This window comes from Pseudomonas sp. 8AS (assembly GCF_902506505.1).
Taxonomy (GTDB): domain Bacteria; phylum Pseudomonadota; class Gammaproteobacteria; order Pseudomonadales; family Pseudomonadaceae; genus Aquipseudomonas.
Map to the genome: position 1 here is coordinate 1,723,688 of NZ_LR733406.1, position 12,652 is coordinate 1,736,339.

12 protein-coding genes are annotated in these 12,652 nt (G+C 65.9%); 8 read left to right on the forward strand and 4 right to left on the reverse strand.

The window, feature by feature from the left end:
- The first annotated feature begins 153 nt into the window (after nucleotides 1–153).
- The 5 genes from cysM to GV001_RS08095 all read left to right on the forward strand — a co-directional run bounded on the left by cysM (nucleotide 154) and on the right by GV001_RS08095 (nucleotide 6,297).
- Nucleotides 154–1,047 carry a cysteine synthase CysM gene (gene cysM / locus GV001_RS08075; protein WP_160083236.1) on the forward strand — a complete coding sequence of 298 codons (894 nt, stop codon included), beginning with the start codon at nucleotides 154–156 and terminating at the stop codon, nucleotides 1,045–1,047.
- Between the two features lie 60 nt (nucleotides 1,048–1,107).
- Nucleotides 1,108–2,460 carry a 23S rRNA (uracil(1939)-C(5))-methyltransferase RlmD gene (gene rlmD, locus GV001_RS08080; protein WP_160079124.1) on the forward strand — a complete coding sequence of 451 codons (1,353 nt, stop codon included), beginning with the start codon at nucleotides 1,108–1,110 and terminating at the stop codon, nucleotides 2,458–2,460.
- Nucleotides 2,461–2,541: 81 nt separating this feature from the next.
- Nucleotides 2,542–4,788, forward strand: a complete 2,247-nt coding sequence (gene relA / locus GV001_RS08085; protein ID WP_160079125.1) for a GTP diphosphokinase — start codon at nucleotides 2,542–2,544, stop codon at nucleotides 4,786–4,788.
- Nucleotides 4,789–4,906: 118 nt separating this feature from the next.
- Nucleotides 4,907–5,737 carry a nucleoside triphosphate pyrophosphohydrolase gene (gene mazG / locus GV001_RS08090; protein WP_160079126.1) on the forward strand — a complete coding sequence of 277 codons (831 nt, stop codon included), beginning with the start codon at nucleotides 4,907–4,909 and terminating at the stop codon, nucleotides 5,735–5,737.
- Between the two features lie 20 nt (nucleotides 5,738–5,757).
- Nucleotides 5,758–6,297 (forward strand): DUF2058 domain-containing protein, encoded by a 540-nt coding sequence (locus GV001_RS08095; protein ID WP_160079127.1) that lies wholly within the window; start codon nucleotides 5,758–5,760, stop codon nucleotides 6,295–6,297.
- Between the two features lie 131 nt (nucleotides 6,298–6,428).
- On the opposite strand, the gene GV001_RS08100 is transcribed toward GV001_RS08095, so the two are convergent.
- The 4 genes from GV001_RS08100 to purM all read right to left on the reverse strand — a co-directional run bounded on the left by GV001_RS08100 (nucleotide 6,429) and on the right by purM (nucleotide 9,233).
- The gene (locus GV001_RS08100; RefSeq protein WP_160079128.1) at nucleotides 6,429–6,704 is read right to left on the reverse strand and encodes a Rho-binding antiterminator; all 276 of its coding nucleotides are present in this window, start codon (nucleotides 6,702–6,704) and stop codon (nucleotides 6,429–6,431) included.
- A gap of 95 nt (nucleotides 6,705–6,799) precedes the next feature.
- Nucleotides 6,800–7,516, reverse strand: a complete 717-nt coding sequence (locus tag GV001_RS08105) for a DUF3108 domain-containing protein (RefSeq protein WP_160079129.1) — start codon at nucleotides 7,514–7,516, stop codon at nucleotides 6,800–6,802.
- Nucleotides 7,517–7,527: 11 nt separating this feature from the next.
- A complete protein-coding gene (gene purN / locus GV001_RS08110; RefSeq protein ID WP_372238518.1) occupies nucleotides 7,528–8,175 on the reverse strand; it encodes a phosphoribosylglycinamide formyltransferase in 648 nt (215 codons plus the stop codon).
- Nucleotides 8,175–9,233 (reverse strand): phosphoribosylformylglycinamidine cyclo-ligase, encoded by a 1,059-nt coding sequence (gene purM / locus GV001_RS08115; protein WP_160079130.1) that lies wholly within the window; start codon nucleotides 9,231–9,233, stop codon nucleotides 8,175–8,177. The genes purN and purM overlap by 1 nt, the downstream gene beginning before the upstream one ends.
- Before the next feature lie 207 nt (nucleotides 9,234–9,440).
- On the opposite strand from purM, the gene GV001_RS08120 reads away from it, so the two are divergent.
- From GV001_RS08120 to GV001_RS08130, 3 genes are all read left to right on the forward strand, one after another.
- Nucleotides 9,441–10,466, forward strand: coding sequence for a DUF2066 domain-containing protein (locus GV001_RS08120; protein WP_160079131.1), 1,026 nt, complete (start codon nucleotides 9,441–9,443; stop codon nucleotides 10,464–10,466).
- A 109-nt stretch (nucleotides 10,467–10,575) separates the two neighbouring features.
- Nucleotides 10,576–11,649: an AI-2E family transporter gene (locus tag GV001_RS08125; RefSeq protein ID WP_160079132.1), complete on the forward strand. Its 1,074-nt coding sequence runs from the start codon at nucleotides 10,576–10,578 to the stop codon at nucleotides 11,647–11,649.
- 307 nt (nucleotides 11,650–11,956) lie between these two features.
- Complete coding sequence (locus tag GV001_RS08130; RefSeq protein ID WP_160079133.1) at nucleotides 11,957–12,547, forward strand: hypothetical protein; 591 nt, start codon at nucleotides 11,957–11,959, stop codon at nucleotides 12,545–12,547.
- Nucleotides 12,548–12,652: the final 105 nt, after the last annotated feature.

The following is a 12,652-nucleotide window of genomic DNA, read 5'->3' on the forward strand; positions in this document are numbered from 1 at the left end:
GACGACGCCCCTGGCCCGGCGGCGCCTTCAGCCGTGGCTCGGCGGCCTCTTCATAACCCGCGGTAATAAACTGCGAGCGTTCCGCAATATGGCCTGGCCCGGTTTGCCGGTATCATGGGCGTCTTCATCTGTACCCGGATCATTCAGTTCGCCATGAGCCTGCAGTTCCCCACTATCGCCGAGTGCATCGGCAACACCCCGCTGGTACGCCTGCAACGCCTGCCCGGCAACACCTCCAATACCCTGCTGGTGAAGCTGGAAGGCAACAACCCGGCCGGTTCGGTGAAGGATCGCCCGGCGCTGTCGATGATCAGCCGCGCCGAGCTGCGCGGCGACATCCGCCCCGGCGACGTGCTGATCGAGGCCACCAGCGGCAACACCGGCATCGCCCTGGCCATGGCCGCGGCGATCAAGGGCTACAAGATGGTGCTGATCATGCCGGACAACTCCACCGCCGAACGCAAGGCGGCGATGACCGCCTACGGCGCCGAGCTGATCCTGGTCGACAGCATGGAAGGTGCCCGCGACCTGGCCCTGCAGATGCAGGAGGAGGGGCGCGGCAAGGTGCTCGACCAGTTCGCCAACGGCGACAACCCGGTGGCCCACTACAGCAGCACCGGCCCGGAGATCTGGCAGCAGACCCAGGGCCGCATCACACACTTCATCAGCTCCATGGGTACCACCGGCACCATCATGGGGGTGTCGCGTTACCTCAAGGAACAGAACCCGGCGGTGCAGATCGTCGGCCTGCAGCCCCAGGAAGGCTCGGCGATCCCCGGCATCCGCCGCTGGCCCGAGGAATACCTGCCGAAGATCTTCGACGCCACGCGGGTCGACCGGGTGATCGACATGGGCCAGCAGGAGGCCGAGCAGGTGATGCGCCGCCTGGCGCGCGAGGAGGGCATCTTCTGCGGTGTTTCCTCCGGCGGGGCGGTGGCCGGCATGCTGCGCCTGTCTGCGGAAGTGGAGAATGCGGTGATGGTGGCGATCATCTGCGACCGCGGCGACCGCTACCTGTCCACCGGGATCTACGACGACCCGCAGTAATCACCACGGCCGCAGCCAGGCTGCGGCCCATGTTCACCTATTGATCAGCAGGTAGTGCAGATGGCCAAGCGCAGCAGTGGCTTGCGTTTCCAACCCAGTGGCGGCGAGCGCAAGGCGCAGGTGCCGGTGGGCAAGAAACAGAAGCTGACCATCGAGCGGCTGGCCAACGATGGCCGCGGCATCGCCTTCGTCGACGGGCGCAGCTGGTTCGTCGCCGGCGGCCTGCCGGGCGAGGAGGTCGAGGCGCGCGTGCTGGCGGCCCGCAGCCAGGTGGTCGAGGCCCGCGCCGAGCGCATCCTGCAGGCGGTGGAGCTGCGCCGTCAGCCGCCCTGCGCGCATGCCGGCCGCTGCGGCGGTTGCACCCTGCAGCACCTGCCGCACGCCGAGCAGCTCGCCCTGAAACAGCGCAGCCTGAGTGAGCAACTGCAGCGGGTTGCCGCTGTGCAGCCGGACCAATGGGCGGCGCCGCTGGTCGGCCCCGAGTTCGCCTACCGCCGCCGCGCGCGCATCGCCGTGCGCTGGGACGCCAAGGCCAGGCAGCTGGAGGTGGGGTTCCGCGCCGCCACCAGCCAGGACATAGTCGCCATCGCCGATTGCCCGGTGCTGGTACAGCCCTTGCAGCCCTTGCTGCGCGCGTTACCGCTGTTACTGCGCAGCCTGGATAAACCCCAGGCGCTGGGTCACGTCGAGCTGTTCCACGGCACCCAGGCGGCCCTGCTGCTGCGTCACACGGCGCCGCTGGGCGAGGCCGACCTGACGCGCCTGCGCAGCTTCTGCGCCGAGCATCGGGCGCAGCTGTGGCTGCACGGTGCCGGCGAGCCGGCGGCCGATCAGCCCGGACTGAGCCTGGGTTACCGCCTGGAACCGTGGAACCTGGAGCTGCAGTACCGGCCGGGCGATTTCGTTCAGGTCAACGAGCCGGTCAATCAGGCGATGGTCGAACAGGCGCTAGACTGGTTGGCGCCGCAGACTGGCGAGCGCGTGCTGGACCTGTTTTGCGGCCTGGGCAACTTCGCCCTGCCGCTGGCCCAGCGGGTGCGCGAGGTGGTGGCGGTGGAAGGGGTGCAGGCGATGGTCGAGCGGGCGCGCGGCAATGCCGCGGCCAATGGCCTGGGCAATCTGCACTTTTTCCAGGCCGATCTGTCGAAACCGCTGACCGAGGCCGGCTGGGCCCGGCAGCCGTTCGACGCGGTCTTGCTCGACCCGCCGCGTGACGGCGCGTTCGAGGTGGTCAAACAGATTGGCACCCTGGGTGCCCGGCGCCTGGTCTATGTATCGTGCAACCCGGCGACCCTGGCCCGCGATGCGGCCGAGCTGGTGCGCCAGGGGTATCGGCTCAAGCGGGCCGGCATCCTCGACATGTTCCCGCAGACGGCGCATGTCGAGGCGATGGCGTTATTCGAGGTGGGCTAGGACGCTCACGCAATCCGACTGGCTCAGAGAAGGCCAGCGATCATCCGGCAGGGCTAGGGCTCGCCGTAGGGAAGGTAAACAATGGTACAGGTCAGGGCTCATCAGCCGATCAACGATGACGGCAGCATCAACCTGGAGGCGTGGCTGGACCACACCCTGAGTGCCGATCCGGCGCTGGACCGCGCGGCGCTGAAAGTCGCCTGCGAGTTCGCCCGCGACGCCGAGCAGCAGGCCAATGCCGCGCAGAACCTGTGGGCCGAGGGTAACTCCAGCTTCCGCACGGGCCTTGAGATCGCCGAGATCCTCGCCGACCTCAAGCTCGACCAGGATTCGCTGGTCGCCGCGGTGATCTACCGCACCGTGCGCGAAGGCAAGATCACCCTCAAGACCGTGCAGGAAAAATTCGGCCCGGTGGTGGCCAAGCTGGTCGAGGGCGTGCTGCGCATGGCGGCGATCAGCGCCAGCCTCAACCCGCGCGATTCCCTGGTGCTCGGCTCCCAGGCGCAGGTGGAGAACCTGCGCAAGATGCTGGTGGCCATGGTCGACGACGTGCGCGTGGCGCTGATCAAGCTGGCCGAACGCACCTGCGCGATCCGCGCGGTCAAGCATGCCGACGACGAGAAGCGCCACCGCGTGGCCCGCGAGGTGTTCGACATCTACGCGCCGCTGGCCCACCGCTTAGGCATCGGCCATATCAAGTGGGAGCTGGAGGACCTGTCCTTCCGCTACCTGGAGCCCGAGCAGTACAAGCAGATCGCCAAGCTGCTGCACGAGCGTCGCCTGGATCGCCAGCAGTACATCGCCGACGTGATGCAGCAGCTGCGCGACGAGCTGACCGCCGCCGGGATCAAGGCCGACATCAGCGGGCGAGCGAAACACATCTATTCGATCTGGCGCAAGATGCAGCGCAAGGGCCTGCAGTTCAGCCAGATCTACGACGTGCGCGCGGTGCGCGTGCTGGTGCCGGAGATGCGCGACTGCTACACCGCGCTGGGTATCGTGCACAGCCTGTGGCGGCACATCCCCAAGGAGTTCGACGACTACATCGCCAACCCCAAGGAGAACGGCTACCGCTCCCTGCATACCGCGGTGATCGGCCCGGACGGCAAGGTGCTGGAAGTACAGATCCGCACCTCGGCCATGCACGAGGAAGCCGAGCTGGGCGTGTGCGCGCACTGGAAGTACAAGGGCACCGACGTCAAGGGCAACTCCGACCATTACGAGGAGAAGATCTCCTGGCTGCGCCAGGTGCTCGAGTGGCACGAGGAGCTGGGCGATATTGGCGGTTTGGCCGAGCAGCTGCGCGTCGACATCGAGCCGGACCGGGTCTACGTGTTCACCCCGGACGGCCATGCCATCGACCTGCCCAAGGGCGCCACGCCGCTGGACTTCGCCTACCGGGTGCACACCCAGATCGGCCACAACTGCCGCGGCGCCAAGGTCAACGGCCGTATCGTGCCGCTCAGCTACAGCCTGCAGACCGGCGAGCAGGTGGAGATCATCACCGGCAAGCACGGCTCGCCGAGCCGCGACTGGCTCAACTCCAACCTCGGCTACATCACCACCAGCCGGGCGCGGGCGAAGATCGTCCACTGGTTCAAGCTGCAGGACCGTGACCAGAACGTCGCCGCCGGCAAGACCATGCTCGACCGCGAGCTGGGGCGTCTGGCGCTGCCCCACGTGGACTTCGACAAGCTGGCCGACAAGTGCAACATGAAGACCGCCGAGGACATGTACGCCGCCCTCGGTGCCGGCGACCTGCGCCTGGCCCATGCGGTCAACATGGCCCAGCAGCTGGTCGAGCCGGAGCGCAGCAGCGAGCAGCTGGAGCTGATTCCGCGGCGCGCCGCCGGCAGCATCAAGCCGGGAAAGCGTGGCGATATCCAGATCCAGGGCGTCGGCAACCTGCTGACGCAGATGGCCGGTTGCTGCCAGCCGCTGCCGGGCGACCCGATTGTCGGCTACATCACCGTTGGCCGCGGGGTCAGCATCCACCGCCAGGATTGCGCCTCGGTGCTGCAACTGGCCGGGCGCGAGCCGGAGCGGATCATCCAGGTCAGCTGGGGGCCGGTGCCGGTGCAGACCTACCCGGTGGATATCATCATCAAGGCCTACGACCGTTCCGGCCTGCTGCGCGACGTGTCGCAGCTGCTGCTCAACGAGCGGCTCAACGTGCTGGCGGTCAATACCCGCTCGAACAAGGAAGACAACACCGCGTCGATGCAGCTGACCATCGAGATTCCCGGGCTGGATGCCCTGGGCCGCCTGCTCGGGCGTATCTCGCAGCTGCCCAACATCATCGAGGTCCGCCGCAGCCGCAGCAATTGAGCGGCTGCGCTCGGCCTGGCGTGGTTGCAGTGGCGCCGGAAATGCTCGCTGGCTACAGCCAGGCGGGCTTTTCCGCTGCCATGTCCAACCCTAACCCTCACCTGTTTCGGGGCTTGTCATGTACCAACTCGACGACCTGCTGCACCTGATGGCCCGCCTGCGCGACCCGCAGCACGGCTGCCCGTGGGACCTCAAGCAGAGCTATGCGAGCATCGTGCCCTACACCATCGAGGAAGCCTACGAGGTGGCCGACGCCATCGAGCGTGGCGACTTCGCGCACCTGCCGGGCGAGCTCGGTGACCTGCTGTTCCAGGTGGTCTATTACAGTCAGCTGGCCCGCGAGGAGGGGCGCTTCGAGTTCGCCCAGGTGGTCGACGGCATCACGGCCAAGCTGATCCGCCGTCACCCGCACGTGTTTCCCGATGGCGACCTGTATGGCGCGCCGGATGCGGCGAAACTCGAAGAAGCGGCGGTCAAGCAGCGTTGGGAGGAGCTCAAGGCCGAGGAGCGTGCCGAGAAGGCCGCCGCCCCTGAACAGCTATCCCTGCTCGATGATGTGCCCCACGCGCTGCCGGCCCTGAGCCGCGCGGCCAAGCTGCAGAAGCGCGCGGCCCGGGTCGGTTTCGACTGGCCCGCTGCCCTGCCGGTGGTGGACAAGGTGCGCGAGGAGCTGGACGAAGTGCTGGAGGCCATGAGCGAAAACGACGCCGAGGCGGTGGCTGAGGAAATCGGCGACCTGCTGTTCGTGGTCACCAACCTGGCGCGTCATCTCAAGGTCGATCCGGAAACCGCCCTGCGCAGTGCCAACGGCAAGTTCGAGCGGCGCTTTCGCTTTATCGAACAAACCTTGCGCGCAGCCGGCCAGCCCATTGAGAATTGCAGCCTGGAACAACTGGATGCCCTGTGGGGCGAAGCCAAGCAGCAGGAAAAACGCCTGCCTGGCTGTTAACTGTCGAGATTGAATGCCCTATGAGCCTTTCCCTCCGCGACCAGCTGCTGAAAGCCGGCCTGGTCAATGAAAAACAGGCCAAGCAGGCCGGCAAGCAGAAGCAGAAGCAGCAGCGCCTGGAGAAGAAGAACCAGGTCGAAGTCGACGATTCGCAGAAACAGGCCGCCCTGCAGGCCATGGCTGAGAAGCAGGCCAAGGACCAGGAGCTGAACCGCCAGCAGCAGGAGAAGGCGGCGCAGAAGGCCCGTGCCGCGCAGATCAAGCAGCTGATCGAGACCTCGCGCCTGCCGAAGATCAACAGCGAGGACTACTACAACTTCGTCGACGACAAGAAGGTCAAGCGCATCGCGGTCAACGGCATGCTGCGCGACAAGCTCAGCCGCGGCTCGCTGGCCATCGTCCGGCATGCCGGCGGCTACGAGATCATCCCGCGCGAGGCCGCGCTGAAGATCCAGGAGCGCGACCCGCAGCGCGTGCTGCTGCTCAACACCCAGACCGAGGCGCCGGACGCCGACGACCCGTACGCCGCCTACCAGGTGCCGGACGACCTGATGTGGTGAAGGTCGCTGCATGAAAAAGCCGGGCATTGCCCGGCTTTTTTGTGCGCTCCCCGTTTGCTTTTGCCACCGGATTTACCCGCCCCGGATCTGGACTGGGCGCACCCGGAATCGGTGTTGGCCGGGTGGCGCTGCTAGCAGCGCGCATTGCCCAGCAGCACCCGGCCGAAGCTGGCCCCCGCATCCAGCGGGGTGATGGCCAGCAGGCGATCCATGCGCAGGCGCTGCTCGCCGCCGGTGCCGCGTACCACGAAGAACTCCTCCTTGTTCGCGGTAATCGCTGTATTGACTGCCTCGGCTTCCAGCTCGCTGCCGTCGGTCAGCTCGATGCGCAACTGGTAATGGTGCAGGCAGGCGATCTCCAGGTAGTCGTAGAGGTCGCAGGCGATGGGCTGGTAGCTGTCGTTCATGGCGCTTTCCCCTGATGGCTCACTGACCAGCCTAGGGCATTTTCGCCAGGCAGAAAAAAGCCGGGCATTGCCCGGCTCGTTTTCGGCAGGAGTGCTTACTCCTTGATGCCCTCGACGGTGCGGCCGTTGACGGTGCCGTCCTTGAGCATGATCTGGTATTCCTTGCCGTCCTTCTCCACCTGGTGCAGGCGCACCAGCAGGTAGTCCCAGTCCTTGGCGAACCACAGCACGGTCTTGCGGCTGCTCTGGGTCGGGTCACGCACGCGCTCGACCTTGATCGCGTCGATCAGCCCGGCCTTGGTGCGCACGCGCTCCTCGCCGAGCACGCGGAAGTCGTAGACCTCGATCTCGTCGCCGTCGACCACCTGGTAGCTCATGCTCTGCTTGCCGGCGGCGACGTCTTCCTGCAGCACCAGCTGGTAGGTCGACTTGTCCTGCATGCCGCGGTTGAGGGCGAAGCGCACCGGCTCGCCGCGATCGCTGCCGATCACCTGCTTCTCGGTCCAGTCGAAGTCATGCTCGACCTGCTTGGCCTTGCCCAGGCCGCTGCGGTCGAAGCGGTAGGTCAGCGGCAGGAAGGTGCCGTTTTCCACGCGGAAGGTGCTCACTTCGCTGAGGCTGGCCACCAGCATGGCGGCCTCGAAGCTGAGTTCCCAGCGGCCGTTGTCCAGCTGCTTGAGGCTGCGTCCGGCGGTACCGCTGATCGGCAGTTGTTTCCAGTCGGCGGTGTAGCTGGCCGAGAACGGGGTCAGCTCGGCTGCCGCCAGCGGCAGGCTGAACAGGGCGAGGAGCAACAACAGGGCGCGGCGCATCGATCGATCTCCTAGTTACGTAGCTGCTGCCCACAGGGCGGCAGGGCCTGGCCATCCAATTCTGCCCCGGTGCTGCCCAGGCGCAGGCGGCCTTCGGCGAACCAGCGCATGGCCAGCGGGTAGATGCGGTGTTCTTCGGCGTGGACGCGCTGGGCCAGGCTGTCCGGCGTGTCGTCCGACTGCACCGGCACTATGGCCTGTACGACCAGAGGGCCGCCATCGAGTTCCTCGGTGACGAAGTGCACGCTGCAGCCATGCTCGTGGTCGCCGGCCTCCAGCGCTCGCTGGTGGGTGTGCAGGCCCTTGTACTTGGGCAGCAGCGAGGGATGGATGTTCAGCAGGCGGCCACTGTAGTGGCTGACGAAGGCGGGGGTGAGGATGCGCATGAAGCCGGCCAGGATCACCAGCTGCGGGGCGAAACCGTCGATGCACTCGACCAGGGCGGCATCGAAGGCCTCGCGGCCGTCGAACTGCTTGTGGTCGAGCACGCGGGTGTCGATACCGGCTTGTTTCGCTCGCTCCAGGCCGTAGGCATCGGCGCGGTTGGAAATCACCGCGCGGATGCGGGCCGGGCTGTCGCCCTTGGCGAGGCTGTCGATCAGGGCCTGCAGGTTGCTGCCAGACCCGGAAATCAGCACCACGACATTGCAGTCGGCCATCAGTGGGCTTTCAGGTTGTTCAGCACGACCTGGGCAGCGCCTTCGGCAGCGACGCCGATCTGGCCGATCAGCCACGGCGCTTCGCCCGAGGCGCGCAGGCTGGCCAGGGTGGCCTCGACCTGGTCCTGGGCCACGCAGATGACCATGCCGACGCCGCAGTTGAGTACGCGGTGCATCTCGTGCTCATCCACATTGCCTTTTTCCTGCAGCCAGTCGAACACCGCCGGGCGGGTCCAGCTGGCCACGTCGACCACCGCCTGGGCGCCTTGCGGCAGCACGCGCGGGATGTTGTCGAGCAGGCCGCCACCGGTGATGTGGGCCATGGCCTTGACCGCGCCGGTTTCCTTGATCAGCTTGAGCAGCGGCTTGACGTAGATGCGGGTCGGCGCCATCAGCAGGTCGGTCAGCGGCTTGCCAGCCACCTGGGTGGTTTCGATGTCGGCGCCGGCGACTTCGATGATCTTGCGGATCAGCGAGTAGCCATTGGAATGCGGGCCGGACGAGGGCAGGGCGATCAGGGCGTCACCGGTAGCGACTTTCGAGCCGTCGATGATCTCGGCCTTTTCCACCACGCCGACGCAGAAGCCGGCCAGGTCGTAGTCTTCGCCTTCGTACATGCCCGGCATCTCGGCGGTTTCACCACCCACCAGGGAGCAGCCGGCCAGTTCGCAACCGGCGCCGATGCCGGTGACCACGGTGGCGGCCACGTCGACGTTGAGCTTGCCGGTGGCGTAGTAGTCGAGGAAGAACAGCGGCTCGGCGCCGCACACCACCAGGTCGTTGACACACATGGCGACCAGGTCCTGGCCGATGCTGTCGTGCTTGTTCAGGTTCAGCGCCAGGCGCAGCTTGGTGCCGACGCCGTCGGTGCCGCTGACCAGTACCGGCTGCTTGTAGCCGGCGGGGATTTCGCAGAGGGCGCCGAAGCCACCCAGGCCACCCATGACCTCCGGGCGGGCGGTGCGCTTGGCAACGCCTTTGATGCGTTCGACCAGGGCTTCGCCGGCGTCGATGTCTACACCGGCGTCCTTGTAGCTGATGGAGGGTTGCTTGCTCATGGGTTCAGGCCTTTAAGGGGGAAATGCGGTTGTCGACCGGGCCGGGCGGGAGTCCACGCGCGTGCCGGTCTGCGAAGGCGCGCGATTTTATCAGGCTTGCCCGTCAGCGGCCACCGGCCCCGACGGTTGCCGCGTGGCGGGCGGCTGTTTAAGGTATAAGCCTTCGCGTGCGCCCATCGCACACACCTCCAGCCGTCGAGACCTCACATGCGCCTGTTCGTCCGTCTGTTTGCCCTGTGCTGTGCGCTGCTCAGCCTGCCGTCCCTTGCCGAACCGGTCAGCGGCCTCTACCAGGTGCGCGAGGCGGTCACCAGCCAGCAGCCGGGAGAGCGCGGCGTGGTCCTGGGCAAGGCCCTGGAAACTCTGGTCCTGCGCCTCACCGGCGATGCCCAGGCGCTGCAGGCGCCGGGCCTGGAGGGGGTGCGCAAGGACCCGCAGCAACTGGTCAGCCAGTACGTCTACGAGGGCGACACCCTGATCGTCGACTTCGATCCGCTGACCACCGAGAACAAGCTGCGCCAGGCCGGCCTGGCCCTGTGGGGTGCCAATCGCCCGGCGATCCTGGCCTGGTGGCTGAATGCCGGGGTAGAAGGCTCCAGCCTGCTCGGCGATGGCCAGGAAGCGGCCACGCCGCTGCGCCAGGCCGCGCAGAACCGTGGCCTGCCGCTGCGCCTGCCGCTGGCCGATCTGCAGGAACAACTGCTGGCGACCCCGGAAACCCTCGGCGCCGACCAGCCGACTGCCCTGCAGCCGGCCTCCGAGCGCTATGCCGCCGATGCCTTGCTGGCCGTGCAGGCGACGGAGGCGGGTGGTCAGTGGCAGGCCGAGTGGCGCCTGTGGCTGGGCGACAGCCGCGAGCAGGGCAAGGCCCAGGGCGCCGACCAGAAGGCCCTGGCCGATGCCGTGCTGCTGGCCGTGAGCGAACGTCTGGCGCCGCGTTTCGTGGTCAAGCCGGGGGCGGCCAGCGCCCTGCTGGTCGAAGTACAGGGCACCGACCTGGCGCGCTATGCCAATCTGGCGAATCTGCTCGAACCCTTTGCCGCGCGCCTGATCAAGGTCAAGGGCGACCAGCTGACCTGGCAGGTCAATGCCAGCGCCGAACAGCTGCGCGCCCAGTTGGCCCTGACCGGTCTGCAGGAAATCCCCGCCGATGCCACGCCACTGGATGCCAGTGCGGCAGCCGGGGCTGCACCGGCGCCGGCTCCTGCAAACCTGCTGCGTTTTCGCTGGTAGCTTGCCGCGCGGCAGCGCCCCGCCCATCGGGCGCAAGGGCTGAAGCAGCGCACACAACCGTGGGCCAAGGCGCGCGGAGACAGGGATGAACCGAGGCGGAGAGCCCGAGATGACCGATTCAAGGCGCTGGATGTGGCTGGCCGGGCTGTTCCTCGGCGGCTGGCTGATCTACCTGCTGACCCCGATTCTTTCGCCGTTCCTGGTGGCCATGCTGCTGGCCTACCTGGGCGACCCGCTGGTCGATCACCTGGAACGGCGCAAGCTGTCGCGGACCTGGGCCGTGGTGCTGGTGTTCGGCCTGTTCAGTCTGCTGCTGCTGATTCTCCTGCTGGTGCTGCTGCCCATGCTCGGCCGCCAGCTGGTGCGCCTGTATGAGCTGGTGCCGCTGATGCTCGACCGCCTGCAGCACGAGGCGCTGCCCTGGATGCAGGCCCAGTTCGGCCTGGCCGAGGACTTCTGGCGTCTGGGCCAGCTCAAGGCGGCGCTCAGCGAACACCTGGGCAAGACCGGCGATATCGTCGGCCTGGTGCTGGCCCAGGCCACCGCCTCCAGCCTGGCGTTGCTCGGCTGGCTCGGCAATCTGCTGCTGATCCCGGTGGTGGCCTTCTACCTGCTGCGCGACTGGGACGTGATGCTGGCCAAGCTGCGCGGCCTGCTGCCGCGCGCCCGTGAGGGTTTCATCGTGCGCCTGGTCGGCGAGTGCCATGAGGTGCTCGGCGCCTTTATCCGCGGGCAGTTGATGGTGATGCTGGCGCTGGCCGGCATCTACGCCGGCGGCCTGATGCTGGTCGGCCTGGAACTGGGCCTGCTGATCGGCGTGCTGGCCGGGCTGGCCAGCATCGTGCCGTACATGGGCTTCATCGTCGGCTTCGGCGCGGCGCTGGTGGCGGCGCTGTTCCAGTTCGGCGGCTTCGAGCTGTACCCGCTGGTCGGCATCGCCGTGGTCTTCGGCATCGGCCAGCTGCTCGAAGGCATGCTGCTGACCCCCTGGCTGGTCGGCGACCGGATCGGCCTGCACCCGGTGGCGGTGATCTTCGCCATCCTTGCCGGCGGCCAGCTGTTCGGCTTCACCGGCGTGCTACTGGCCCTGCCTGTGGCGGCGATCATCATGGTTTTGCTGCGCCATGCTCATGATTTCTATAAACAATCAGACACCTATGGCGCAGATAGGTTAAGTGAATGATTTTTAAGGGTTTTTGTCTTTTCTCTTTTCGTGGGTGTCGAAACCATCCAGCGGATTCAAGCGCAGCGCATCGCGCAGATGGGCGGGAGAAAGGTGCGCATAGCAAGCGGAGCAATCGCGCCGGAATGTGGACAGACAAGCCCGGAATATGACGAGGCCCATTCAAACTTGCCCAATCAAAACGCGGGATAGCGATTAGCAAGGAAGTAGCTAGGCGCTGGATTGCCCGAAGGAGATAGAAAGGATGAGAGCGGACTGGGATGACGCCCCGAGTCGTGTACGACGCAGGAGGAACGAATTTCTGCGAATGGGGATGGCGCTTGCCACAGGCTGTGCAATAACAGCGTCGATACTGTTTGTAGGTTCGAAGCTTATAAAGGGCGAAACACCGCCCCCAGCCGAGCCCGAACCACAAGAGCAGTTCGCGCCTAGGTACGATCTCAACGAAACCCCCAAGCCGTCCAGGCCAACCCCGGATGAACTGTTTTGGGCTAGCCAGCAAAAAAAACAGCAGCCAAAGCAAACCGTGTTTAACGACAACAACTACACCCCGAAAGGGGCAGTGAACGTTGTGAGCACAGAGGGAATACGGCAATCGTCCGCCTATCAGAGCAGCGGAAAACAGGAAAGCCAGACACGCCAGAAAACTGTTGACCATGAGTGGCACGTAATCAAAGCGTGGAGCGGCGAATGGAGCTATCGAGCAACATGGACAGCAATTAACAACCGCATTGATAGCAGCACCGTGTGTTCAAATCACAAACGCGGATCAATCGAGTACCGCGAATGCAGAAAAGGCGCCAAGCAGTTTTTCCGTGAACAATGCCGAAGAGACCATAGCGAACGCCTAAAAGAACGGTACTGCTCAGCAGCCAACAGCTTTAGCCCCATGGGTTAACTGTCGAAAAAGTGTCGAAAACACTGAACCGCGAAGAACCACGTAGCAGGGTCAAGGAAAGCTAAGTACCTGAATTGACGGGAAAAGACCCGCAATGACAGGGCG